Annotated in this window: 21 protein-coding genes and 1 riboswitch; of the genes, 20 read left to right on the forward strand and 1 reads right to left on the reverse strand. The window is 67.6% G+C overall.

What is annotated here, in order from left to right; all coding sequences use genetic code 11:
- Positions 1–45 precede the first annotated feature (45 nt).
- The 15 genes from LTA6_RS13365 (at position 46) to argH (ending at position 16,940) form a co-directional block, all read left to right on the forward strand.
- Entirely contained in the window at positions 46–816 is a 771-nt protein-coding gene (locus LTA6_RS13365) for an amino acid ABC transporter ATP-binding protein (RefSeq protein ID WP_341974240.1), read from the forward strand.
- Positions 817–858: 42 nt separating this feature from the next.
- A complete protein-coding gene (locus LTA6_RS13370; protein WP_341974241.1) occupies positions 859–1,764 on the forward strand; it encodes a glutamate ABC transporter substrate-binding protein in 906 nt (301 codons plus the stop codon).
- Positions 1,765–1,829: 65 nt separating this feature from the next.
- The gene (locus tag LTA6_RS13375) at positions 1,830–2,486 is read left to right on the forward strand and encodes an amino acid ABC transporter permease (protein ID WP_341974242.1); all 657 of its coding nucleotides are present in this window, start codon (positions 1,830–1,832) and stop codon (positions 2,484–2,486) included.
- The gene (locus tag LTA6_RS13380) at positions 2,483–3,406 is read left to right on the forward strand and encodes an amino acid ABC transporter permease (RefSeq protein ID WP_341974243.1); all 924 of its coding nucleotides are present in this window, start codon (positions 2,483–2,485) and stop codon (positions 3,404–3,406) included. Before LTA6_RS13375 ends, LTA6_RS13380 begins: the two co-directional genes overlap by 4 nt.
- A gap of 200 nt (positions 3,407–3,606) precedes the next feature.
- A complete protein-coding gene (locus LTA6_RS13385; RefSeq protein WP_341974244.1) occupies positions 3,607–4,053 on the forward strand; it encodes a hypothetical protein in 447 nt (148 codons plus the stop codon).
- A gap of 60 nt (positions 4,054–4,113) precedes the next feature.
- Positions 4,114–5,154 carry a phenylalanine--tRNA ligase subunit alpha gene (gene pheS / locus LTA6_RS13390; protein ID WP_341974245.1) on the forward strand — a complete coding sequence of 347 codons (1,041 nt, stop codon included), beginning with the start codon at positions 4,114–4,116 and terminating at the stop codon, positions 5,152–5,154.
- Entirely contained in the window at positions 5,154–7,652 is a 2,499-nt protein-coding gene (gene pheT, locus LTA6_RS13395) for a phenylalanine--tRNA ligase subunit beta (RefSeq protein WP_341974246.1), read from the forward strand. The genes pheS and pheT overlap by 1 nt, the downstream gene beginning before the upstream one ends.
- Before the next feature lie 37 nt (positions 7,653–7,689).
- Positions 7,690–8,403, forward strand: a complete 714-nt coding sequence (locus LTA6_RS13400; protein WP_341974247.1) for a DUF402 domain-containing protein — start codon at positions 7,690–7,692, stop codon at positions 8,401–8,403.
- 6 nt (positions 8,404–8,409) lie between these two features.
- A riboswitch (TPP riboswitch) is annotated at positions 8,410–8,503 on the forward strand.
- Positions 8,494–10,020, forward strand: coding sequence for a bifunctional hydroxymethylpyrimidine kinase/phosphomethylpyrimidine kinase (locus LTA6_RS13405; RefSeq protein ID WP_341974248.1), 1,527 nt, complete (start codon positions 8,494–8,496; stop codon positions 10,018–10,020). Its footprint overlaps the riboswitch before it by 10 nt.
- 214 nt (positions 10,021–10,234) lie before the next feature.
- Entirely contained in the window at positions 10,235–11,287 is a 1,053-nt protein-coding gene (gene argC / locus LTA6_RS13410; RefSeq protein ID WP_341974249.1) for an N-acetyl-gamma-glutamyl-phosphate reductase, read from the forward strand.
- On the forward strand, positions 11,284–12,441 hold the full coding sequence (argJ, locus tag LTA6_RS13415) for a bifunctional glutamate N-acetyltransferase/amino-acid acetyltransferase ArgJ (RefSeq protein WP_341974250.1): 1,158 nt from the start codon (positions 11,284–11,286) through the stop codon (positions 12,439–12,441). Before argC ends, argJ begins: the two co-directional genes overlap by 4 nt.
- Positions 12,438–13,355: an acetylglutamate kinase gene (gene argB, locus LTA6_RS13420; protein WP_341974251.1), complete on the forward strand. Its 918-nt coding sequence runs from the start codon at positions 12,438–12,440 to the stop codon at positions 13,353–13,355. Before argJ ends, argB begins: the two co-directional genes overlap by 4 nt.
- Positions 13,352–14,578: an acetylornithine transaminase gene (locus LTA6_RS13425; protein ID WP_341974252.1), complete on the forward strand. Its 1,227-nt coding sequence runs from the start codon at positions 13,352–13,354 to the stop codon at positions 14,576–14,578. Before argB ends, LTA6_RS13425 begins: the two co-directional genes overlap by 4 nt.
- Positions 14,575–15,510, forward strand: coding sequence for an ornithine carbamoyltransferase (gene argF, locus LTA6_RS13430; protein ID WP_341974253.1), 936 nt, complete (start codon positions 14,575–14,577; stop codon positions 15,508–15,510). Before LTA6_RS13425 ends, argF begins: the two co-directional genes overlap by 4 nt.
- Positions 15,510–16,940 (forward strand): argininosuccinate lyase, encoded by a 1,431-nt coding sequence (argH, locus tag LTA6_RS13435; RefSeq protein ID WP_341974254.1) that lies wholly within the window; start codon positions 15,510–15,512, stop codon positions 16,938–16,940. Before argF ends, argH begins: the two co-directional genes overlap by 1 nt.
- 36 nt (positions 16,941–16,976) lie before the next feature.
- On the opposite strand, the gene LTA6_RS13440 is transcribed toward argH, so the two are convergent.
- Complete coding sequence (locus LTA6_RS13440; protein WP_341974255.1) at positions 16,977–17,567, reverse strand: DUF1349 domain-containing protein; 591 nt, start codon at positions 17,565–17,567, stop codon at positions 16,977–16,979.
- A gap of 60 nt (positions 17,568–17,627) precedes the next feature.
- On the opposite strand from LTA6_RS13440, the gene LTA6_RS13445 reads away from it, so the two are divergent.
- The 5 genes from LTA6_RS13445 to LTA6_RS13465 all read left to right on the forward strand — a co-directional run bounded on the left by LTA6_RS13445 (position 17,628) and on the right by LTA6_RS13465 (position 23,659).
- Positions 17,628–18,272: a SatD family protein gene (locus tag LTA6_RS13445; protein ID WP_407358055.1), complete on the forward strand. Its 645-nt coding sequence runs from the start codon at positions 17,628–17,630 to the stop codon at positions 18,270–18,272.
- A complete protein-coding gene (locus LTA6_RS13450; RefSeq protein ID WP_407358056.1) occupies positions 18,269–19,114 on the forward strand; it encodes a hypothetical protein in 846 nt (281 codons plus the stop codon). The genes LTA6_RS13445 and LTA6_RS13450 overlap by 4 nt, the downstream gene beginning before the upstream one ends.
- Positions 19,115–19,142: 28 nt before the next feature.
- Complete coding sequence (gene tyrS, locus LTA6_RS13455; RefSeq protein ID WP_407358057.1) at positions 19,143–20,444, forward strand: tyrosine--tRNA ligase; 1,302 nt, start codon at positions 19,143–19,145, stop codon at positions 20,442–20,444.
- A 251-nt stretch (positions 20,445–20,695) separates the two neighbouring features.
- Positions 20,696–22,723: an alkaline phosphatase family protein gene (locus tag LTA6_RS13460; RefSeq protein ID WP_407358058.1), complete on the forward strand. Its 2,028-nt coding sequence runs from the start codon at positions 20,696–20,698 to the stop codon at positions 22,721–22,723.
- Positions 22,724–22,855: 132 nt separating this feature from the next.
- Positions 22,856–23,659 (forward strand): DUF4184 family protein, encoded by an 804-nt coding sequence (locus tag LTA6_RS13465; RefSeq protein WP_407358059.1) that lies wholly within the window; start codon positions 22,856–22,858, stop codon positions 23,657–23,659.
- Position 23,660 lies beyond the last annotated feature (1 nt).

Genomic DNA, 23,660 nt, shown 5'->3' on the forward strand with positions numbered 1-23,660 from the left:
CGAGTTGCTCTCGTCTGCGTGAGCGTCAACTCCTAGGGTGGGGGCATGGCACAAAGCAATGGCGCGCCGCGCGAAGGCGGTACCCCCCTGGTGGTGGTGGACAACGTCCAGAAGCACTACGGCGATTTCCAGGCTCTGACCGACATCGACCTGACCGTCAACTCCGGTGAGGTCGTCGTCGTGATCGGTCCGTCCGGCTCGGGAAAGTCGACGCTGTGCCGCACGATCAACCGCCTGGAGACGATCACCAGCGGCACGATCAGCATCGACGGCAAGGCGCTGCCCGCCGAAGGCAAGGGCCTCGCCAACCTCAGGGCTGACGTCGGCATGGTCTTCCAGTCGTTCAATCTCTTCGCGCACCTCACGATCCTCGAGAACGTGACGCTCGGACCGATCAAGGTCCGCGGCCTCAAGAAGGCGGATGCCGACAAAGAGGCGATGGCGCTGCTCGAACGCGTGGGCGTCGCGAAGCAGGCGTCGAAGCTTCCCGCACAGCTCTCCGGTGGTCAGCAGCAGCGTGTCGCGATCGCCAGGGCTCTGGCGATGCGCCCCAAGGTGATGCTCTTCGACGAGCCGACCAGCGCGCTCGACCCCGAGATGATCAACGAGGTCCTCGACGTGATGGTCGGACTCGCGCAGGAGGGGATGACGATGATCGTCGTCACCCACGAGATGGGCTTCGCGCGCAAGGCCGCCGATCGGGTCGTCTTCATGGCCGACGGGCGCATCGTCGAAGAGGCGACGCCCGAGGAGTTCTTCACGAACCCGAAGAGCGACCGTGCCAAGGACTTCCTCTCGAAGCTCCTCACCCACTGAACTTTTCTGACCCTGCATTCACAGCACACGAAGGAGACGCACATGCGACGCACACGGACACTGGCGGGCATCGGAATCGCGGCAGCAGCACTGCTGGCGCTGACCGCCTGCAACAGCGGCACCCCGACGAACCCCGGCGGCGGCGCCGAGGAGCCCACCGAGGATTCGACCTGGTTCGAGGTTGCGAAGGACGTGGCTCTCGAGGGCAGCCCCACGTTCGACGCGATCGCGGCGCGCGACAAGGTCATCGTCGGCGTCAAGGAGGACCAGCCCGGTCTCGGCTACCTCGACGTCACGTCGGGCGAGCGCACCGGCTTCGACATCGACATCGCACGCTGGATCGCGGCTTCGCTCGGCTACGACGAGGACAAGATCGAGTTCAAGCCGATCGCCTCCGCCAACCGCGAGCAGGCCATCACGAACGGTGACATCGACTACTACGTCGGCACCTACTCGATCAACGACAAGCGCAAGGAACTGATCGACTTCGCCGGCCCCTACTTCATCACCGGTCAGGGCCTGCTCGTCGCGGCAGACGCCGAAGAAGCCGACAAGCTCGAGGACTTCAACGGCAAGACCGTCTGCTCCGCGACCGGCTCCACGCCGATCCAGAACATCAAGGCGAACTTCCCTGACATCAAGACGCAGGAGTACGACCTGTACTCCGCCTGCGTTCAGGACCTCATCGACGGCAAGGTCGACGCGGTCACCACCGACCAGGCGATCCTGATCGGCTACGCCGCCCAGTACCCGGACGACGTCAAGGTCACCGGCCCGCTGTTCACCGAGGAGCGCTACGGCGTCGGCCTCACCAAGGGCGACGACGTGATGCGCGCACACATCAACGAGCTGTTCACGGACGGTGGCGAGATCTGGCAGGCGATCTTCGATGCGAACCTCGGCGAGTCCGGCATCGAGGTCGAGCAGCCCAAGGTCGACGCGTACTGATCTGACCGGGGGCGGCCTCCTCTCCCGGAGGCCGCCCCATACAGCTTGAAGAAGGGCAGGGTGGCGTGGACGTCATCTTCGGCAACCTCGACCTGTGGGGAGAGGCGATCGGCAACACGCTGCTCGTCTTCTTCATCGGCGGGATCATCGCGCTCGTGCTGGGAATCATCGTCGGCGCGATGCGCGTCTCGCCGGTGCCGATCGCGCGCAGCGTCGGCACGGTGTACGTCAACCTCGTACGCAACACCCCGCTCACCCTGGTCTTCTTCTTCTTCGTGTTCGGCTACCCGCAACTCGGGCTGCCGAACCTGTCGAACACGGTGCTCGGCATCCTGGCGATCGGCGTCTACACGGCGACCTACGTCGCCGAGGTGCTGCGCGCCGGCATCAACACGGTGCCGGTCGGGCAGGCCGAGGCCGCTCGAGCCATCGGCCTTCCGTTCGGCCAGGTGATGACCTCCGTCATCCTTCCGCAGGCCTTCCGCTCGGTCGTCCCGCCGATGATGAGCGTGTTCATCGCGTTGCTGAAGAACACCACGGTCGCCGCCGGCTTCTCGATCGCCGAGCTCGCCGCACTCCGATCGACGATCAACGATGCCGCGGACAGGCCGGGCAACCCGATGGAGGTCCTGCTCTGGGTGGCCGTCGTCTTCGTGGCGCTGGTCATGGTGATGAGCGGCCTGCAGCGCTATCTCGAGAACCGATGGAGGATCGCACGATGACTTCCGTGCTCTACGACGTCCCCGGCCCCCGGGCGATCGCTCGCAACCGCATCCTCGCCGTCGTCACCATCCTCGTGGTGCTCGCGGCCCTCGGTTTCGTGATCTACCGGATGCTCGTCACCGGTCAGTTCTCCGAGCAGAAGTGGTTCGTCTTCACGTTCTCGAACGTCTGGATGGGCATCGGGAAGGCGCTCGGGAACACTCTCGCCGCCTTCGCCCTCGCCGCAGTGCTCAGCATCGTGCTCGGCTTCGTCCTCGCGATCGGCCGGCTCTCCGATCACGCGTGGGTGCGCATTCCCGTCACCGTGATCACCGAGCTCTTCCGCGCCGTGCCAGTGCTCGTCTTCATGATGCTGCTGTACTACGGGCTGCCGGTCGTCGGCGTGAAGATGGACCCGTACTGGGCCGTCGTGCTCGCGCTCATGGTCTACAACGGTTCCGTGCTCGCCGAGGTCCTCCGCGCGGGCGTCGAATCGCTCCCTCGGGGCCAGAAGGAAGCCGGCTACGCCGTCGGCCTGCGCAAGAGCGGCGTCATGCGGCTGATCCTGTTCCCGCAGGCGATCCGTGCGATGCTCCCGGTGATCGTGGCCCAACTCGTCGTGACGATGAAGGACACCGCACTCGGCTTCATCATCACGTACCCCGAACTGCTGTACTACGCCAAGCAGCTCACCTCGCAGCAGGGGCGTCCGATCCTGCAGTCTGCGTTCGTCATCGGCGGCATCTACATCATCATGTGCCTCATCCTCTCGGGGATCGCCAAGTGGGTGGAGATCCGCACGCGGCGCTCGCCCAAGGTTCGGGGAATCGTGGAGGCAGCCGGTGCCGACCCGCGTCTGCATGAGGACGGAACGAACACGGAACTGATCACCCTGCAGAAGGGCGGGAGCGGTCTGGACGGCGGCGCCGGGCTCCGCTGAGCCCGAACACCATGACCACCGTCGAGCCGGTTTCTCCGTACCCTCCCGCGACGAGTCGCGACCTGGATGGGTGGCTCTCGGAAGATCTTGCGGCCCTTCATCCGCCGGAGGCTCCGACGCGACTGCGGGCCCTCGCTGACACTCAAGCGGCAAGGGCCGGAGCCTGGGCGGGTGGTATCAGCGTCGGCGTTTCCGCGGCTATGGTCGGGCTCATACTCCTCCTCGTCACCGGTCGGATCTCGAGCGCCCCGCTCATCGGCGGGGGAGTCCTGCTCGCCGGCCTGTGCACGCTCTTCCTAGTCCGCGCGCAGCGTCGGATCCCTGACACGGGACGCCTGCGCAGCGTGCGTGGACCGGCCCGGCTCCGCGCCGGCATCAGCGCCGCCCTGGTGATCTACCTTCCGGTCACCGCCCTGATGGTCGTGGCCATGGTCAGTACGGGCCGATTCTTCGGCCTGATCGTCGTGAACGTCGCGATCCTCCTGTTCCTCGTCTCCGCATTCGTCGTGCCGGCCGGTGTGCTCGGCCGCGGCCGCGAATCGTTCCGTCATCGAGCGATGACGGACGCCGCACTGCGTGCCCGGCTCGAGGAAGATCGGCTGTCCTGGAAGCCCGACCACGCCACGCCCATGTACGGTCCGCTCTGAGGCCAGGTCCGACAGGGGAGCGCACAGGGCGCGATGCAGTCCCCGGTAGACTCGACTCTCGTGTCTGAGTCTCCCGAGATCACCCCAGAAGCGGTCGAAGCCGCCGTCGCCGCGGCGCTCGATGCGATCCGCGCCACGGCCAGTACGACCGAGTTGAAGGCGGCCCGTGCCGCGCACGTGGCGGAAGGCTCGCCGCTGGCGGTCCTGAACGCGTCGATGCGCCAGGTCGCCCCCGAGAACAAGGCCGCATTCGGCAAGCTCGTCGGTCAGGGCCGAGGTCAGGTGACCCAGGCTCTCGCTGCCAAGGAAGCCGAACTCGCCGAGGCCGAGGTCGCCGCTCGACTGGAGGCGGAGCGCGTCGACATCACCGCGGTCGCCTCCCGTACGCGCGTCGGTGCTCGGCATCCGCTCACCCTGCTGCAGGACCAGGTCTCCGACATCTTCGTCGGCATGGGATGGGAGATCGCGGAGGGGCCGGAGCTCGAGCATGAGTGGTTCAACTTCGACGCCCTGAACTTCGACGTCGATCACCCCGCACGCCAGATGCAGGACACCTTCTTCGTCGACCCGGCCGATCGCCATCTCGTCATGCGTACGCATACGAGTCCCGTGCAGGTGCGGTCGATGCTCGACCGCGAGGTTCCGATCTATGTGCTGTGCCCCGGCCGCGTGTACCGCACGGACGAGTTCGATGCGACGCACCTCCCGGTGTTCACCCAGTTTGAGGGTCTCGTCGTCGACAAGGGCATCACGATGGCTCACCTTAAGGGCACCCTCGATCACTTCGCGAAGCTGCTGTTCGGCCCGGAGGCGAAGACGCGCTTCCGCACGAACTACTTCCCCTTCACCGAGCCGTCCGCCGAGCTCGACCTCTGGCACCCGACCTTCAAGGGGGGCGCACGGTGGATCGAGTGGGGTGGCTGCGGCATGATCAACCCGAACGTGCTGCGCGCGGCGGGGATCGATCCGGAGGAGTACAGCGGTTTCGCCTTCGGCATGGGCATCGAGCGCGGCCTGATGTTCCGCAGCGATGTGCAGGACATGCGTGACATGGCCGAGGGCGATGTGCGCTTCAGCGAGCAGTTCGGGATGGTGGTGTGATGCGCGTCCCGCTTTCGTGGTTGCGTGAGTACGTGGATGTGGCAGCGGATGCCACTCCTGAAGATGTCCTCGCGGCATTGGTGACCGTCGGCTTCGAAGAGGAGGACATCCACCGCTTCGATATCACCGGTCCTGTCGTCGTCGGACAGGTGGTGTCCTTCGATGATGAGCCGCAGTCCAACGGCAAGACGATCCGCTGGTGCCAGGTCGATGTCGGCGAGGCAGAGCCGCGTGGCGTCGTCTGCGGTGCCCATAACTTCGCCGTCGGCGACAAGGTCGTCGTGACCTTGCCCGGCGCCGTGCTGCCCGGCCCGTTCCCGATCGCTGCCCGCAAGACCTACGGCCACGTCTCCGACGGCATGATCGCCTCGGCGCGTGAGCTCGGTCTCGGCGACGAGCACAACGGGATCCTGATCCTCTCCGAGCTGGGCGTCGACGCGCCTGTCGGCACCGACGCGATCTCGCTGCTCGGTCTCGACGACGTCGCCGTCGAGATCAACGTCACCCCGGACCGCGGTTACGCCTTCTCGCTGCGCGGCGTCGCCCGGGAGTACTCGCACGCGACGGGTGCGGTCTTCCGCGACCCGGCCGAACGCGATTTCGCCGAACTCGCGCCGGGAGACGGCTTCTCGATCGTCGTCGACGACCAGGCGCCGATCCGCGGACGCGCTGGGGCGAGTGAGTTCGTGGCGCGCGTCGTGCGCGACGTCGACCCGTCCCGTCCGACGCCGCCGTGGATGATCGCCCGGCTGTCGCTGGCCGGGATGCGCTCGCTCGGCATCCTCATCGACATCACCAACTACGTCATGCTCGAGCTCGGCAACCCCGTGCACGGTTACGACCTCGACAAGCTCACCGGTGGCATCACCGTGCGTCGGGCGACGGCGGGCGAGAAGATCGAGACCCTCGACGGTCAGGTGCGCGCCCTTCACGTCGAAGACCTGCTCATCACGGACGAGTCCGGCCCGATCGGCCTCGCCGGCGTCATGGGCGGCGCAACCACCGAGATGAGCGAGACGACTCGCAACGTCCTCATCGAAGCGGCGACCTTCGACCCGATCACGATCGCGCGCGCGGCCCGACGGCACAAGCTGCCCAGCGAGGCATCCCGCCGCTTCGAGCGCGGAACCGACCCGCTGCTTCCCTTCGTCGCCGCTCGTCGCGTCGCCGACCTCATGGTCGACCTGGCCGGTGGCGCATACGACGACCTCGGCGGTGCGCTGTTCGCCGAGGTGTTCGTCGAGGGCATCGAGCTCCCCGAGGGCTTCGTGCAAGGTCTCATCGGCGTCGACTACACGGATGCCGAGATCACGGGTGCCTTGACCATGGTCGGCGCCGAGATCACCGCGGTCGGCCAGGGCTGGCAGGTCATCCCGCCCACCTGGCGTCCGGATCTCACCGACAAGTGGACGCTCGCCGAGGAAGTCGCCCGTATCCACGGGCTCGACCGCATCCCGTCGGTCCTTCCGACGCCGCCATCCGGGCGCGGACTCACGCCGCTGCAGCAGGGCCGACGCCGTGTCGCCGATGCGCTGGCAGCGGCAGGGTTCGTCGAGACGCCGGCCTTCCCCTTCACGACCGAGATGCAGAACGATCTGCACGGTTCGGCGTCGGGGGAGCACCTGCCGAGCATCCGTCTGGCAAACCCGCTCGACGGGCAGGCGCCGTACCTGCGCCGCTCGCTGATCCCTGGTCTGCTGCAGATCGCGCACCGCAACATCTCGCGCGGCCTCACTGACCTCGCGCTGTTCGAGACCGGCATCGTGTTTCTCCCGGAGCCCGGAGTGACGTACGGCACCGACACGGTCCCGCCGCTGGGCGAGCGCCCCTCCGAGGAGAAGCTCGCAGAGCTGAACGCCTCCATCCCACCGCAGCATCGTCACATCGCGGCTCTGCTCACCGGCAACGTCGTCGCCCGTCAGCCCGGCCGTGCTGCAGAGGCCGCTGGCCTCGCCGAAGCGCTGGATGCCGTGCGTGTGATCGCCGCGGCCGCCGGCGTCGAGATCGATGTCGTGCAGGCCGAGCGCGCTGCTCTGCACCCGGGGCGCACCGGCTCGCTGGTCCTGGGTGGCGAAGAGGTCGGCTACGTCGGCGAATTGCATCCTGTCGTCGCCGAAGGCGCCGACCTGCCGGGGCGCGCGACCGTGCTCGAGGTGGACCTCGACCGCATCCTCGAGCTCGCTGGGAACCGTGTGGTCGCCGCATCGCTGTCGACGTTCCCCGCAGCGACGCAGGATGTCTCGCTCGTGGTCCCGGTCGCCGTCAGCGCTGCCGAACTGCGTGGCGCGCTCGTGGAGGGCGCTGGCGCGCTGCTCGAGACGGTGCGCCTCGTCGACGACTACCGCGGTGACGGAGTGCCCGACGGTTTCAAGAGCCTGACGTTTGCTCTGCGCTTCCGCGCGGACGATCGCACTCTCACGGCCGCAGAGGCGACGGAAGCCAAACTCGCCGGCGTCGCGCTGGCTGAGGAGCGCTTCGCGGCGACACTGCGCGACTGAGTACTGCGCAGCGGCGAGCCGGGGGTATCGTGCCGGGATGAGCATCCTTCCGCGCAGTACCCCGGCCGCCGTGCCGGAAGGCGCCCGGCCGATGGGCGAAGGGCCGTTCCTGAGTGCAGGCGAGGTCGTCAACTGGCACTACCGCCGGCCCGGGTGGCAGCCCGGCGATCCGTCGTACATCGCGCCGATGCGGGTGGTCCGCGATGACGATCGGGGTCTCGTCGCCTGGCTCGCCGCGGGCACGCGTGTAGAGGGTCAGGGCGGGCCGGACGGTCGGCGTATCCGGTCCGTACCGCTCGACCAGCGCTGGCTCGTCACCCGGACCCGCATCGTCGAGGAGTGGTGGGGCAACGGAGTCGTGCGGATCGCTCCGGCCGGCCTGCCCTGGTCGATCTGGTTGTTCTGGAGCGACACGACGGGCGACGACTGGGAGTTCGCGGGCTGGTACGTGAACCTCGAGAACGCGCATCTGCGCACCGACCGCGATACGTACTCCTCCGACCACATCCTCGACGTCGAGATCGAGGCCGATGGCACGATCCATCTCAAGGACGAGGACGAGTTGGCCGCCTGCGTCGAGCAGGGGCGCCTCACCAGAGAACAGGCCGCGCAGATCGAGCGTCACGCGGATGCGGCGATCACCTCGTTCCACGAAGGGGACTGGCCGTTCGATCGCGAGTGGGTGCGCTGGCGTCCGGAATCGACGTGGACGATCCCGGTTCTGCCCGGCCTCGAAGAGCTGGTCACATAGACTGCGAGCAGTGACACGGGGTGCCGCATCCGCGGCTGAGAACACACCCGTCGAACCTGATCTAGTTCGTACTAGCGAAGGGATGTCGCAATGAGCGATCTTCTGCGTCCAGCGTCCGTACCTCGGGTGCTCAGCATCGCGGGCAGCGACCCTTCCGGCGGGGCCGGAATCCAGGCCGACCTCAAGTCCATCGCCGCGAACGGCGGTTATGGCATGGCCGTCCTCACCGCGCTCACGGCGCAGAACACTCGGGGTGTCCGCGCAGTGCACGTGCCGCCGACTGTGTTCCTCCGGGAGCAGCTCGATGCCGTCTCCGACGACATCGAGATCGATGCCGTCAAGATCGGGATGCTCGCGAACGCCGAAGTCATCCGCACGGTGCTGGCCTGGCTCACGGTCACCCGTCCGCCGGTGGTCGTCGTCGATCCGGTGATGGTCGCCACAAGCGGCGACCGACTGCTCGATGCCGATGCGGAGGTCGCATTGCGCGCCCTGTTCGCTCAGGCGCACCTGATCACGCCGAACCTCATCGAGCTCGGGGTGCTCACTGATCGGGACATCGTCGACTGGAGCGACGCGATCGCCGCGGCCGTGGCGCTGTCCGATGAGACCGGTGCGGCGGTGCTGGTCAAGGGCGGGCACCTTCCCGGCGACGAGTCCCCGGATGCCCTCGTCGAGCCGGGCGGCGTCGTACACGAGTTCGGCGGTGCACGGATCGCGACGGTGAACACCCACGGCACCGGATGCTCGCTGTCGTCCGCTCTCGCCACACGACGTGCGCACGGCGACGACTGGTCCCAGGCGGTCGCGGTGTCCCGTGCGTGGGTGCGCGAATCCCTCCGTGAGAGCGAGACCCTCAAGGTCGGAGGCGGGCAGGGGCCGATCAGCCACTTCGCCGGGCTCTGGCGACGAGGAGGCGTCGTGTCGTCCCCGATACCCGAGGAGGTCGTCGCCGACTGGTGGGCGCGGATCGCGGAGATCAGATCGGACATCGACGCGCTGCCCTTCATCGGCGGTCTCGCCGACGGCACACTGTCCCGCGAACCCTTCCTGTTCTATCTCGGCCAGGACGCGCTCTACCTCCGGGAATACGCCCGAGTGCTCGCCCAGGCCGGACGGCTTGCGCCGACCTCCGAAGAACAGGCGTTCTGGGCGCAGTCCGCGCACGGAGCCATCGTGGGTGAACTGGAGCTGCACGCTTCGTGGCTGTCCCCGCAGACAGGCGTCGGTACGTCGACGTTCGCGGCGGAGCCGGCACCGGCCACCACCGCGTATCTCGACCACCTGCGATCCACCGCGTTCGGCGGTGATTACGCCGAACTCATCGCCGCGATCCTGCCCTGCTTCTGGCTGTACACCGATCTCGGGAAGCGCCTGCACGCGGGGGAGTTCGGTGCCTATGCGCGCAACCCGCAGCATCCCTACGCGTCGTGGCTCGCCACGTACGCGGACCCTGCGTTCGAGGAAGCGAATCGGCGGGCGATCGGGTACGTCGCGAACGCCGCCGCGGGGGTGGGCCCGGACGCCCGCGCCCGGATGTTCCGCGCGTTCGAGCTTTCCTCCCGTCATGAACGGGCGTTCTTCGACGCGCCGATGGAGCGCTGCGCGTCTCGATGACGCTGCTGATTTGCGGATGCTGCCGAGCGCGCGCTATCGTCCAGGCATGCCTTCGGCCGCATCCGCTTCACTGACGCTCGTTCCGAGCGTCGTTTCGGTGCGCCGACGCCGGTCCGACCGCCGACTCTAGGCGACCCCGCGCTCCTGCCCGATGGCAGTCGAGTGCCGGTGTCGCCGCTCCGGCTCATCCGACCCCGACCGTTAAGGTAGAAGCATGACGTACACCGTCGCCGTCTCCGGCGCATCCGGCTATGCGGGCGGCGAGATTCTGCGCCTTCTCGCCGGTCATCCCGACATCGACATCCGTACCGTGACCGCGCATTCGAATGCCGGTCAGCCGCTGATCGATCATCAGCCGCACCTGCGCTCGCTCGCTCACCTCACTCTGCAGGACACGACGCCGGAGATCCTCTCCGGTCACGACATCGTGTTCCTCGCTCTCCCGCACGGCCAGTCCGGGCAGTACACCGATGCGCTGGGCGACACCCCGCTCGTCATCGACGCCGGTGCCGATCACCGCCTGACCTCCGAGGCGGCCTGGGATGCCTTCTACGGGGGCGCATTCCACGAGCCGTGGAGCTACGGCGTCCCCGAGCTCCTCGTGGACGGCGTCAAGCAGCGCGAGCTTCTGCGCCACGCGACCCGGATCGCGGCGCCCGGCTGCAACGCCTCCACGGTGAGCCTGAGTCTCGCACCAGGTGTCGCCGCGGGCGTCATCGATCCCGGTGACATCGTCTCCGTCCTCGCGGTCGGCCCATCCGGAGCGGGCAAGAGCCTCAAGCAGAACCTGCTCGCCAGCGAGGTCCTCGGCACCGCGAACCCCTACGCGGTCGGTGGGACGCACCGGCACATCCCGGAGATCCGCCAGGCTCTCGCCGCATCCAGCGGAGCGGACCCCGAGAGCATCCGCATCTCCTTCACGCCGGTCCTGGTGCCGATGTCTCGCGGCATCCTCGCGACGTCGACCGCGCCGATCAAGCCCGGAGCCACCGACGCTGAGATCCGCGCCGCGTGGGAGAGTGCCTACGGCGATGAGACCTTCGTGCAGCTGTTGCCGGAGGGCCGTTTCCCACGCACCGCCGACGTGCTCGGCGCGAACACCGCCCTGATCGGTCTCGCCATCGACCGGGCAGCCAATCGCGTGACCGTGGTCACCGCCGTCGACAATCTCGTCAAGGGCACCGCGGGAGCAGCCATCCAGTCCATGAACCTCGCGCTCGGTCTGCCCGAGGACCGCGCCCTCTCAATCAACGGAGTCGCACCATGAGCGTGACCGCACCCCAAGGATTCGAAGCCGCCGGCGTCGCCGCCGGTCTCAAGTCCACCGGCAAGCCCGATGTCGCTGTGGTCGTGAACCGCGGTCCGCGCAAGGTCGGCGCTGCTGTCTTCACGAGCAACCGCGCGAAGGCGAACCCGATCATCTGGTCGCAGCAGGCCGTCGCGGACCGCGTCGTCGAGGCGGTCGTCCTCAACTCCGGAGGAGCGAACTGCTTCACCGGAACGTTCGGGTTCCAGACGACGCACCAGACCGCGGAGAAGGCGGCCGAGATGCTCGGCGTCAGCGCCGGTGACGTGCTGATCTGCTCCACGGGACTGATCGGGGTCGGCGACGAAGTGTTCCGTGCGAAGGTGCTCACCGGCACCGCCCACGCGATCGCCGAACTCAGCGCGGACGGCGGTCAATCCGCAGCCGAGGCGATCATGACAACCGACTCGGTGTCGAAGACGGCGACGATCACGCGCGACGGCTGGACCATCGGCGGCATGGCGAAGGGTGCCGGCATGCTGGCACCGGGCCTCGCAACGATGCTCGTCGTTCTCACCACCGATGCCGTCCTCGAGCCGCTCGAGGCCGACGCGGCGCTCCGCCGCGCCACCGGGCAGACGTTCGACCGCCTCGACTCCGATGGCTGCATGTCGACGAACGACCAGGTCACACTGCTCGCGAACGGCGCGAGCGGCGTCGTCCCGGGCCTCGAGGACTTCACCCAGGCGCTCATCGACCTCTGCCTCGAACTCTCCGTGAAGCTGCAGGGCGACGCGGAGGGCGCGAGTCACGACATCACGATCGAGGTCCGGAATGCGGCATCCGAGCAGGATGCCGTCGAAGTCGGACGCTCCGTCGCCCGCAACAACCTGTTCAAGGCGGCGATCTTCGGCAACGACCCGAACTGGGGGCGCGTGCTCGCGGCGATCGGCACCACCAACGCGCAGTTCGATCCGTACGACGTCGACGTCTCGATGAACGGCGTCCGGGTGTGCTCGCAGGGCGGTCCCGATCGCCCCCGCGAAGAGGTCGACCTCACGCCGCGCGCGACGCACCTCGTGATCGACCTGAAGGTCGGCGATGCGTCGGCAACGATCCTCACCAACGACCTCACCCACGATTACGTGCACGAGAACAGCGCGTACGCCTCATGACCGACATCCAGGACACCACGCCGGACGTCGCCGCCGTCAAGGCCTCGACGCTCATCGAGTCGCTCCCGTGGCTGAAGAAGTTCCGCGACCAGATCGTCGTCATCAAATACGGCGGCAACGCCATGATCTCCGATGAGCTGCAGGAAGCATTCGCACAGGACATCGCCTATCTGCGTTACGTCGGCGTGCAGCCGGTCGTCGTGCACGGTGGCGGGCCGCAGATCTCCGACATGCTCGAGCGCTTGGACATCCCCAGCGAGTTCAAGGGCGGCTACCGGGTCACCAACACCGAGGCGATCAGCGTCGTACGGATGGTGCTCACCGGCCAGGTGAACCCGCAGCTCGTCGCGAAGATCAATTCGCACGGTCCGATCGCCACCGGTCTCAGCGGTGAGGACGCGGGCCTGTTCGGCGGCCGCCGCCGCGGCGTCATTATCGACGGCGAAGAGATCGATCTCGGACGCGTCGGCGACGTCGTGGAGGTGGATCCGACGCCGGTGCTCGATCACCTCGCTGCCGGTCGCATCCCGGTCGTCTCCAGCATCGCCCCCGATCTCGATCACCCGGGACAATCGCTGAACGTGAATGCGGATGCCGCGGCGTCCGCATTGGCGATCGCCCTGGATGCCGCCAAGCTCGTCATCCTCACCGACGTGCCCGGCTTGTACGCGGACTGGCCCAACCGGGATTCGCTGGTCTCTCATCTCACCTCGACCGAGCTCATCAGCATGCTGCCCAAGCTGGAGTCGGGGATGATCCCGAAGATGCGGGCCTGCCTCGACGCTGTCGAGGGAGGAGTGGACGCGGCGGCCATCATCGATGGGCGAGTGCCCCACTCGGTGCTCGTCGAACTCTTCACGAGCAAAGGAATCGGAACAGAAGTGGTCATGGCAGCGAACGGGGTATCGGCATGAGTAATTGGCAGGATGACGCGGCGAGCGATCTGGTCCTCAACGCGGGGCCGCGTCTCGCGCTGCTCACGCGTGGCGAAGGCTCCTACCTGTGGGACGCCGACGGCCGACGCCACCTCGACTTCCTCGCCGGCATCGCCGTGACGTCGCTCGGACATGCGCACCCGGTGTTCGTCGAGGCCATCTCGAAGCAGGCGGCCACTCTCGCTCACGTCTCGAACTACTTCGCGACTCCGCCGCAGCTCGCGCTCGCCGCTCGGCTCAAGCGCCTCGCCGGCGCGGGGATCGACGGGCGCGTGTTCTTCTCCAACTCCGGTGCCGAGGCGAACGAGGCGGCATTCAAGCTCGCGCGCCTGCACGGGGGGACGGAACGCCCGCGCATCATCGCCCTGGAGAACGGCTTCCATGGTCGCACCATGGGATCGCTCGCCCTCACCGCGAAAGCCACCATGCGTGCGCCGTTCGAGCCGATGCCCGGCGGCGTCGAGCACATTCCCGCGACCGTGGAGGCGCTCGAAGCGGCGATCGACGACCGCGTCGCTGCGGTGATCGTCGAACCCATCCAGGGCGAGGCCGGTGTCGTAGAACTGCCGGAGGGATACCTCGCTGCGGCACGCTCGCTCACGCTGAAGCACGGCGCCCTCCTCATCGTCGACGAGATCCAGACGGGCGCCGGTCGTACCGGGGCCTGGTTCGGGTTCAGTCATGACGGCATCACGCCGGACGCGATCACCCTGGCGAAGGGGATCGGCGGTGGGTTCCCGATCGGTGCTCTGGTCACGTTCGGTGCGGCCAGCGCGCTGTTCACGCCCGGTTCGCACGGCTCGACCTTCGGCGGAAACCCGCTGGCGACGGCCGTCGCCGACGCTGTGCTCGCCGAGATCGAGCACGCGGGCCTCGTCGACAACGCCGCACGACGCGGCGAGGAGCTGCGAGCCGTCATCGAGGGGATCGGCTCGCCGCTGATCGACGGCGTCCGCGGTCGCGGACTCCTCATCGGCGTCGGCCTCACGCAGCCGGTGGCCGGCGACGTCGTCGCCGCCGCCCAGGAGCGCGGCCTGATCATCAACGCGGCCAATCCCGAAACCGTGCGGATCGCACCGGCGCTGAACATCGGCGATGCCGAGATCGCCGAGTTCCGTGAGCTGTTCGCCGCCGCACTCGCCGATGTCCAGGCATCCGCCGCCGCGGCATCCGCACCCGAGACCGGAAAGGTTCACGCATGACCACCCGCCACCTGCTGCGCGATGACGACCTGACTCCTGCCGAGCAGGCCGAGATCCTCGATCTCGCGCTCGAACTGAAGAAGGACCGCTGGGCCGACAAGAGCCTCGCCGGCCCCCAGACCGTCGCGGTGATCTTCGACAAGTCCTCGACCCGTACCCGGGTCTCGTTCGCGGTCGGCATCGCCGACCTCGGCGGCTCTCCGCTGATCATCTCGACGGCGAACAGCCAGCTCGGCGGGAAGGAGACGCCCTCCGATACCGCGCGCGTGCTCGAGCGCCAGGTCGCGGCCATCGTCTGGCGCACCTATGCGCAGGCAGGGCTCGAGGAGATGGCCAGGGGCACCAGGGTGCCGGTCATCAATGCGCTCTCCGACGACTTCCACCCGTGCCAGCTCCTTGCGGATCTTCTGACGATCCGCGAGCACAAGGGTGAGCTCAAGGGACTCACGCTGAGCTTCTTCGGCGACGGCCAGAGCAACATGTCGCACTCGTACATCCTCGCGGGCGTCACGGCCGGGATGCACGTGCGGGTCGTCGCTCCGGCCGGCTACGCTCCGCGTGCCGATGTCGTCGAGGCCGCAGAGCGCCGCGCGGCCGAGACGGGTGGCTCGATCACTCTCCTCACCGACCCGGTCGCTGCTGCGATCGGAGCCGATGTCGTCGTCACCGACACCTGGGTGTCGATGGGCAAGGAGGAGGAGAAGCTCGCGCGGATCCGCGACCTCGGCGCCTACAAGGTCACGCCGGACACCATGGCCCTCGCCGACTCCGAGGCGATCTTCATCCACTGTCTTCCCGCCGATCGCGGTTACGAGGTGGACTCCGAGGTCATCGACGGCCCGCAGAGCGTGGTCTGGGATGAGGCGGAGAACCGGCTGCATGCGCAGAAGGCGCTGCTGGTCTGGCTGCTCGGTAAGACGAAGGACGCATGATGACCGGTGCGAAGCACGAGGGCACGAACGAAGGTGCGCTCTGGGGCGCCCGGTTCGCGACGGGGCCGTCGCCGGAGCTGGTGGAGCTCAGCCGCTCGACGCACTTCGACTGGATCCTGGCGCCGTACGACATCGCCGGCTCCCACGCGCATGCGACCGCGCTCGCTGCCGCCGGTTATCTGGAGCCGGACGAGGCGCAGCGGATGCACGAGGGGCTGGATGCTGTGCTCCGCTCGGTGCAGAACGGAAGTCTGCAACCGGCTCCGAGCGATGAGGACGTGCACGGCGCCCTGGAGCAGGCTCTGATCGCCGAACTCGGTCCGGAACTCGGCGGGCGTCTGCGCGCCGGCCGAAGCCGCAACGACCAGATCGCGACGCTGGTGCGGATGTACCTCATCGACCACGCACGCGTGATCGCCCGCGATATTCTGCGCGTCGTCGATGCCCTCGTCGCGCAGGCCGAGGCGCACCCCGATGCGATCCTTCCCGGCCGCACCCACCTCCAGCACGCCCAGCCGGTGCTGCTGGCGCACCACCTGCAGGCGCACGGCTGGCCGCTGGTGCGCGAACTCGAGCGCCTGGTCGACTGGCGTCGTCGTGCCGGGGTCTCGCCCTACGGCGGGGGAGCGCTGGCGGGATCCACGCTGGGGCTCGATCCTGCGCTGGTGGCAACAGAGCTGGGTCTCGACCGTCCGGCGGAGAACTCGCTCGACGGCACGTCGGCGCGCGACGTGGTGGCCGAATTCGCCTTCATCACGGCGATGACGGGTGTCGACATCTCGCGGCTCAGCGAGGAGATCATCCTCTGGAACACCCGCGAGTTCGGCTTCGTCACGCTCGATGACGGCTACTCGACCGGGTCGAGCATCATGCCCCAGAAGAAGAACCCGGACATCGCCGAGCTCGCCCGTGGCAAGTCGGGGCGCCTCATAGGCAATCTCTCCGGTCTGCTGGCGACGCTCAAGGGTCTCCCGCTCGCGTACAACCGCGATCTGCAGGAGGACAAGGAACCGGTATTCGACTCGGTGCAGACCCTCGAGGTCGTGCTCCCTGCATTCGCAGGGATGATCGCGACGCTGCGGTTCGACACGGAGCGGATGGCGGCGCTCGCACCGCAGGGCTTCTCGTTGGCGACCGACGTCGCCGAGTGGCTGGTGAAGCGCCGGGTCCCGTTCCGAGACGCCCACGAGATCTCGGGCGCCCTCGTGCGTGCGTGCGAGGAACAGGGCATCGGGCTCGAGGATGCCTCCGATGAGCTGCTGCTCTCGGTCTCGGCGCACCTCGTACCGGAGGTGCGCGAGGTGCTCACGATCGAAGGGTCAGTGGCATCGCGCACCGGCGCCGGCGGCACCGCACCCGTGCGGGTCGCGGAGCAGCGCGCCGAGCTGGTCGCGCGGGCGCAGGCGGCCGCGCACGCGCTCGGGCTGTAGGGCACTCGGTCTGTCGCGACTGGGGTCTGCAGCGACTCAGTGCAGAGCCGTGTCGGCGACAGAACGCTCCCAGCGCGTGAAGCGGACGGTGAAGTCGGAGCGGGTGGGAGCAGCGAGGAACGGCCCGGCGGATGCAGGAGCATCCCCGTCGAACGGTGCGACCCGCACCAGCCGCCACTCGCCGTCGCCTGCGCGGGCGCGCACGATCAGGGCGTCCGGCCATCGGCTGACGCGCACGGTGATCTCGCTCTCGTGCCAGTCGTCGACGTGGCCGACCGACCAATCCGATCGGATGTCGGTGACGACGGCGCCGAGACCGAGGTGGTCGTCGGCGTATTCGATGCCCGCCTTCATCCAGTGCTCGTCATCGATCCTCACGAAGACGCCGGCCTGATCGAACTGTCCGTCCCAGGGTGCACGGAACGAGACGTCCATGGCCTCGCCGACCGCGAGCGGGGCGAGCAGCGCATGTTCGGTGTCGTGCACGAATCCGTAGGCGGTGTGCCTCCACGCATCGCTGCTCTCGACGGCTGTGACGTCGAGGTGGTCTGCGGTGTCCGCGGATTGCGTGGCGGGGGCATGGGTCCAGGTCCCGTCGGACCAGGGGATGATCTGTGATTCAGGCATGTTCCCAGAGTATAGCCAAATAAGGCATAAGTAGTGGATTATTCGTGATACGGTTATCACATGGTCATCGCCGTACTCGCCGACATCGTGGGCTCTCGCAAGCTCGATGACCGCACGGCCGCGCAACGGGTTCTCGATGACACCATCGCGCAGGTCGAGGCGGATCTCCCCCTCGCGGCGCATCCGTTGACGCCCACAGTAGGGGACGAGCAGCAGGGCGTCTATCGCGATCTCGAAGATGCCATGACTTCGCTCCTGATGATCCAGCTGCGCCTGCCCGACGGCATCGGCTTCCGATTCGGCATCGGGGTGGGGGAGGTGCGTCCCGTCGCCTCGGTGCACGGTGAACTCGCCGACGGCCCGGGTTGGTACGCGGCGCGGACGGCGATCGAGACCGTGCACGCGCGGGAAGGACGCGCCGTGCCGCGCACGCGGACGTGGATTGTCGGAGCCCCGGGGCAGGATGAGGTCATGGAGAGCACGATCGCGGCATCCAACGCCTACCTCCTCGTCCGCGACGAACTGGTCGGGGCGATGAACGAGCGCGAACGGCGCCTGAGCTACGGCCGTCTGGTCGGCCGGTCGCAGCACGAGCTCGCGATCGAAGAGGGCATCTCGCAGCCGAGCGTCTCGAAGGCGCTGAGGAACGCGGGGACTGCTGCGATCCTCGAGGGACTGAACGCACTCAGAGGAGAGTCCGCATGATCGTCGCCGGATTCATCCTTCTGGCCGTCGGTGCAGCCGACCTGGTTCGCCAGTTCGCCCCACGGCGCTGGATCGGCTATCTGGTCGTCGTCGTGGCGCTGCTTCTGCTGGGCAGCGTCAGCGATGCGCTGCTGCCCATGGCTGCCTCACTCGTCGTCGGCGCCCTCTGGGTGTGGTCCATGCCGGACGATCGGCGAGCCCCCCTGGGATTCTGGCCGGCCGTGCTGCTCGGTGTCCTGGCTGTCGGCGCGGTCGTCTGGTTCGGAGCTCGCCAGGATGCCGGGCTGATCGGCGAGGTCTGGACTCTGCGTTCGCCGTTCGGCGAGGTCTCGTTCGACCTGGCCATGCTCGTGCTGGGTGTGGGAGTCTTCCTCCTCGAGTCCGCGAACCTCGTGGTGCGCGCCGCGCTCGATGGTGAGCACACGTGGCGCCCGGCCGACCCCGTGACCGAGACGGTCGTCGTGGCCACCGCCGAAGTCGAGACTTCTGTGGAGCCGGTGACCACCGCCGAAGCCGTGATCACCGCCGACGGGACAGAGGTCGCATCCTCGGATGCCGGCGCAGAAGAGGCGACCTCATCTCTGAGCGATCCGCGTGCCGGATTCAAGGGAGGTCGTCTGATCGGCCCCTTGGAGCGGATGCTCGTGCTGATCCTGACTCTTGCCGCGGCGTATCCGATCCTCGCCGCGATGCTAGCCGCCAAGGGCATCGTGCGTTTCCCAGAGATCTCCCGCGACGGCGAGACCGGCGCTCGCGCCGAGTATTTCCTCGTCGGAAGCCTGGTGAGCTGGGTCATGGCACTCGGCTCGGCATTCTTGGTCTGGTGGGCGGCGCACAGCTGAGGTTCGGCGCGCTGATAGCCTGGTGCGCGTGTCACATCCCGCTCTGACGACCGCTGAACCCGCGATCGACCCCACGTTCGACAACGTGTGGGATGAACTCGTGTGGCGCGGACTCGTACACGTGTCCACCGACCAGGAGGCGCTGCGCGCCCTGCTCGCGGGAGACCCGATCACGTACTACTGCGGTTTCGATCCGACCGCGCCGAGCCTGCACCTGGGCAACCTCGTGCAGCTGCTGACGCTGCGCCGGATTCAGCTGGCCGGCCACAAGCCGCTCGGGCTCGTCGGCGGCTCGACCGGCCTAATCGGCGACCCGCGGCCGACGGCCGAGCGCACGCTGAACACGCGCGAGACGGTCGAGGAGTGGGTGGGGCGCCTCCGCACACAGGTCGAGCGCTACCTCAGCTTCGACGGTGACAACGCCGCCCGGATCGTGAACAACCTCGACTGGACCGCGCCGATGTCGGCGATCGACTTCCTGCGCGAGATCGGCAAGCACTACCGCGTCGGCACCATGCTGAAGAAGGATGCGGTCGCCGCGCGCCTGAACTCCGACGAAGGCATCAGCTACACCGAGTTCAGCTACCAGATCCTGCAGGGGATGGACTTCCTCGAGTTGTACCGGCAGTACGACTGCGTGCTGCAGACCGGTGGCTCCGACCAGTGGGGGAACCTGACCAGCGGCACCGATCTGATCCGTCGCTCCGAAGGCGTCTCCGCGCACGCGATCGGCACCCCGCTGATCACGAACAGCGACGGCACCAAGTTCGGCAAGAGCGAGGGCAACGCGATCTGGCTGGATGCCGAGATGTGCAGCCCGTACCGGATGTACCAGTTCTGGCTGAGCACGGCGGATACCGACGTGATCGACCGTCTGAAGGTCTTCACCTTCCTGAGTCGGGCCGAGATCGAGGAGTACGCGGTGCTCGTCGCATCCGAGCCGTTCCGCCGGGCAGCGCAGAAGCGACTCGCGCTCGAGGTCGTCGCCACCGTGCACGGCGTCGACGCGGCCGCCGCGGTCATCGCGGCATCCGAGGCGCTGTTCGGGCAGGGCGATCTGTCGGCGCTGGATGCAGCAACGCTGAGGACGGCGCTCGAGGAGCTCCCGAACGCCAGCGTCGCGGCGGAGACACCGGTGGTCGAAGCGCTCGTCGCGACCGAACTCGTGTCGAGCATCTCCGAAGCACGCCGGGCGATCGCGCAGGGTGGTGTCTCGCTCGACGGCGAACGCGTCGAAGACGAGGCGGCGACGGTGCAGGGGTCTCTTCCCGGCGGTGTATCCGTGCTTCGACGAGGCAAGAAGACCCTCGCCGGCGTCTTCGTCCGCTGAGACTCACCGGGCCGGACCCGTAGACGAACCAACCCAGAGGCGGGTGCGAGCGTACGCTCGCACCCGCCTCTGGTCTGCGCGCAGGAGTCGTTCACCGGGCCGGAGCCGTCGTGGTGCGTTGGTCTCTGAACGGTACCCAAACGTATATCGACAACTTTCGAGTATCTGACAGTTGTATACCTTTCACCGGGAGACTGTAGCTGCGGCACCAACCTTGCGGCCGCCCCCAACTCTCAAAGACGGAGACATCCATGCCCCGGTTCCGACGCGCCCTGTGCGCGACTTCGGCAGGACTCATCGCCACAGCTCTCGCGGTGTCCGTGCCCACGGCCGCACATGCAGCCGAGCACGAAGGCCTGCCAGACGGTACGCACACCACCAAGACCCTCGTCATCGGCATCGACGGGGCGAGTTTCGATTTCCTCGCCCCCGCCTCGATGGCGAACCTCACGGATCTGCGTGAACGAGGAACGACCTCAGCGAGCAACCTGTTCGCAAACCCGATGGCGGGAACCGTTTCCGGAGCGGGCTGGTCTTCGATCGCCACCGGCGTGTGGCCGGATAAGCACAACGTCGTCGACAACAACTTCACCGATCCGAACTTCGCCGGGTACCCCGATTACCTCACCCGGATTGAAGCCGCAGACCCTGCCGCATCGAACCTCGTGGTCGGAACCTGGACGCCGATTCCGGAGATCGTGTTCGGCTCTGCTGTGGATCTTCGCGTGGCCGGTGGCAACGACGACGGCACCACCGAGCGCGCTGTCGACTACTTGGGAAACGGCAATCCCGACAACGTATTCGTCCACCTCGACGAGGTCGACGGTGCGGGGCACTCCGTCGGCACCAACGGTCCGGCCTATGCCACAGCCCTTCAGCGCGCCGATCAGCAGATCGGCCAGATGCTGGACGCGATCCGGAATCGTCCGACGTACGCCAACGAGGAGTGGCTGGTGGTCGTGACCGCTGACCATGGCCACCGTCCGACCGGCGGTCACGGGGGCAACTCGCTCGCAGAGCGCAAGACGTTCGTGATCGCTGCCGGTCCCGGCATCCCCGCCGGCGTCACTCGTCACGATGTGAAGATCGTCGACATCGCGCCACTTGTGCTGGGAGCCAACGGGATCGCGACCGACGCCGGATGGGACCTCGATGGGCGCCCGCTCGACGCGCTCGTTCCGGATGCCTTCGACTCGCTGCGTCCGCAGCTGCGAGGCCAGGTCGACGAAACGCGACCTGGCGACGGCGTCCTGGGCTGGACCAACACGGCGCCCGAGGGCTGGAGCATCGACAACTCCAAAATGCCCGACGGCGGCGTGACGGAATGGCGCGGGTGGGGTTTCGCGACCGATGAGTTCTGGACGGCCACAGACGGCGGGCAGATGCGGGAGACGAGCGTGCGCAATCGCGACGTCTTCGCAGTCGCCGATTCCGACGAATGGGACGACAGGTCGCACGGCGCAGGTCAATTCGACTCGACTCTCGTCGGACCGAAACTTGCGCTCAACGGCGCACCGACGGCAACTCTGTCTTTCGCCACGAACTACTTCATCGATGGCCCGCAGAGCGCTGAAGTACTGGTGAGCTTCGACGGTGCGTCAGCGGTGTCTCTGAAGTCGTACAAGGTCGATACCAACCGTTTCGAGAAGCTCGGCTTCGAGGTGCCCGCCGGTGCGGAAACGGCGCAGTTCTCGTTCCACTACACGGGCCAGAACAGTGCGTTCTGGACGATCGACCAGGTCGAGCTGCTTCAGGACGAACCACCTGCTCCGGTCCTGCCCGAGCCTCCGACCGGAGTGCAGCCGACGGCCGGCGACGCCAAGATCGTCGTCAACTGGCAGGCATCGGCGGGAGAGACTCCGGTGACCGGTTACACGGCGACCGCGACACAGGTCGACGGTGCCCAGGCGCACATCGCAGCGACATCATGCGACACGACGGAACTGTCCTGCGAAATCCCTGGCCTCGTCAACGGCGCGACGTACACGGTGACGGTGATCGCGCACAGCGCGGTCGGTGACTCGGTGCCGTCGGCAATCTCAGGTCCCGTCGTACCGAAGGCCGCGGGAACCGGCGGCGGATCGACTCCGCCGACCGATGGCGGGGCCGGGAACGGTCCCGGAGGGCCGGCGGGCGGGAACGGCGCCGTCGGAAACCTCGCGGTGACCGGTGCCGATCCTGCGCCGCTGCTCACGATCGGTGGGTTGGTGTTGGCGGTAGGGGCACTGTTGACGGCCATCGGAGTGCGCAGGAAGACGGCATCCAGGTCTGCTCGCTGATCTCGACGCCCTGAGCGCGTCAGCGCATCAGCCGAACGGACGTTGTGCTGGGGCGGCGGCTCCCGGGATTCTCCCGGACGCCGTCGCCCTAGACTTCCACCGCCGGATCTTCTCAAGACCTTCAGGAGCGCGATGCCGTTCACACCGAGTCACGCGGTCATTGCGCTGCCGTTCATCCGCACGCCGCTGGTGCCGTCGGCGATCGCGATCGGTGCGATGACCCCCGATCTGCCGCTGTTCCTGCGTGGCTTAGGAGTGAGTTACTCGTTCACCCACACCATCGGAAATGTCCTCTGGACGGCTCTTCTCGCGTTCGGCCTGTTCATCCTGTGGCGAGTGGTGCTGCGGCCGGCAGTCCCGGAGTTGGTACCGGTCGGGCTGGCACGAAGTCTGCCATCGGACTGGACCGACACCGGCTTGACTGCGCTCCGGCGTGCGGTCGGGATCGAGCAATCCCGCGGCTACCCGGTGCTGCTGGCGCTGTCGTTCGTGCTGGGTGTGCTCTCGCACATCGCGTGGGACCTGTTCACCCACGAGGGGCGCGGGGGAGTGGAGCTGATCCCGGCGCTCGACGCGATGTGGGGTCCGCTGCGCGGATACAAGTGGCTGCAGCACGGATCCAGTGTCATCGGCCTCGTGATCATCGCGGTCTGGGCGCTGCTCCGACTGCGGCGCGCGACAGCGGGAGCCGCACCTGCACGGGTGCTGCCGTCCTGGGTCCGAATCGGCTGGTGGGTAGCGCTGCCCGTTGTCCTCATCGCGGCGTGGGGGTTCGGTCTCGCCATGCTGGGGCCGCTGAATGCAGAGTTCACCGCGCAGCACCTGGCGTATCGGGTGCTGCCTTCGGCGTGCGCCGTGTGGGGTGGTCTGACTCTGATGCTCTGCCTCGTGCTGCCGGTGTTCCGTCGAACGTCGTCACGCGCATCGAAGGCCTGAC

This window comes from Microbacterium sp. LTA6 (assembly GCF_045690355.1).
In the GTDB taxonomy this organism is placed as follows: Bacteria; Actinomycetota; Actinomycetes; order Actinomycetales; family Microbacteriaceae; genus Microbacterium.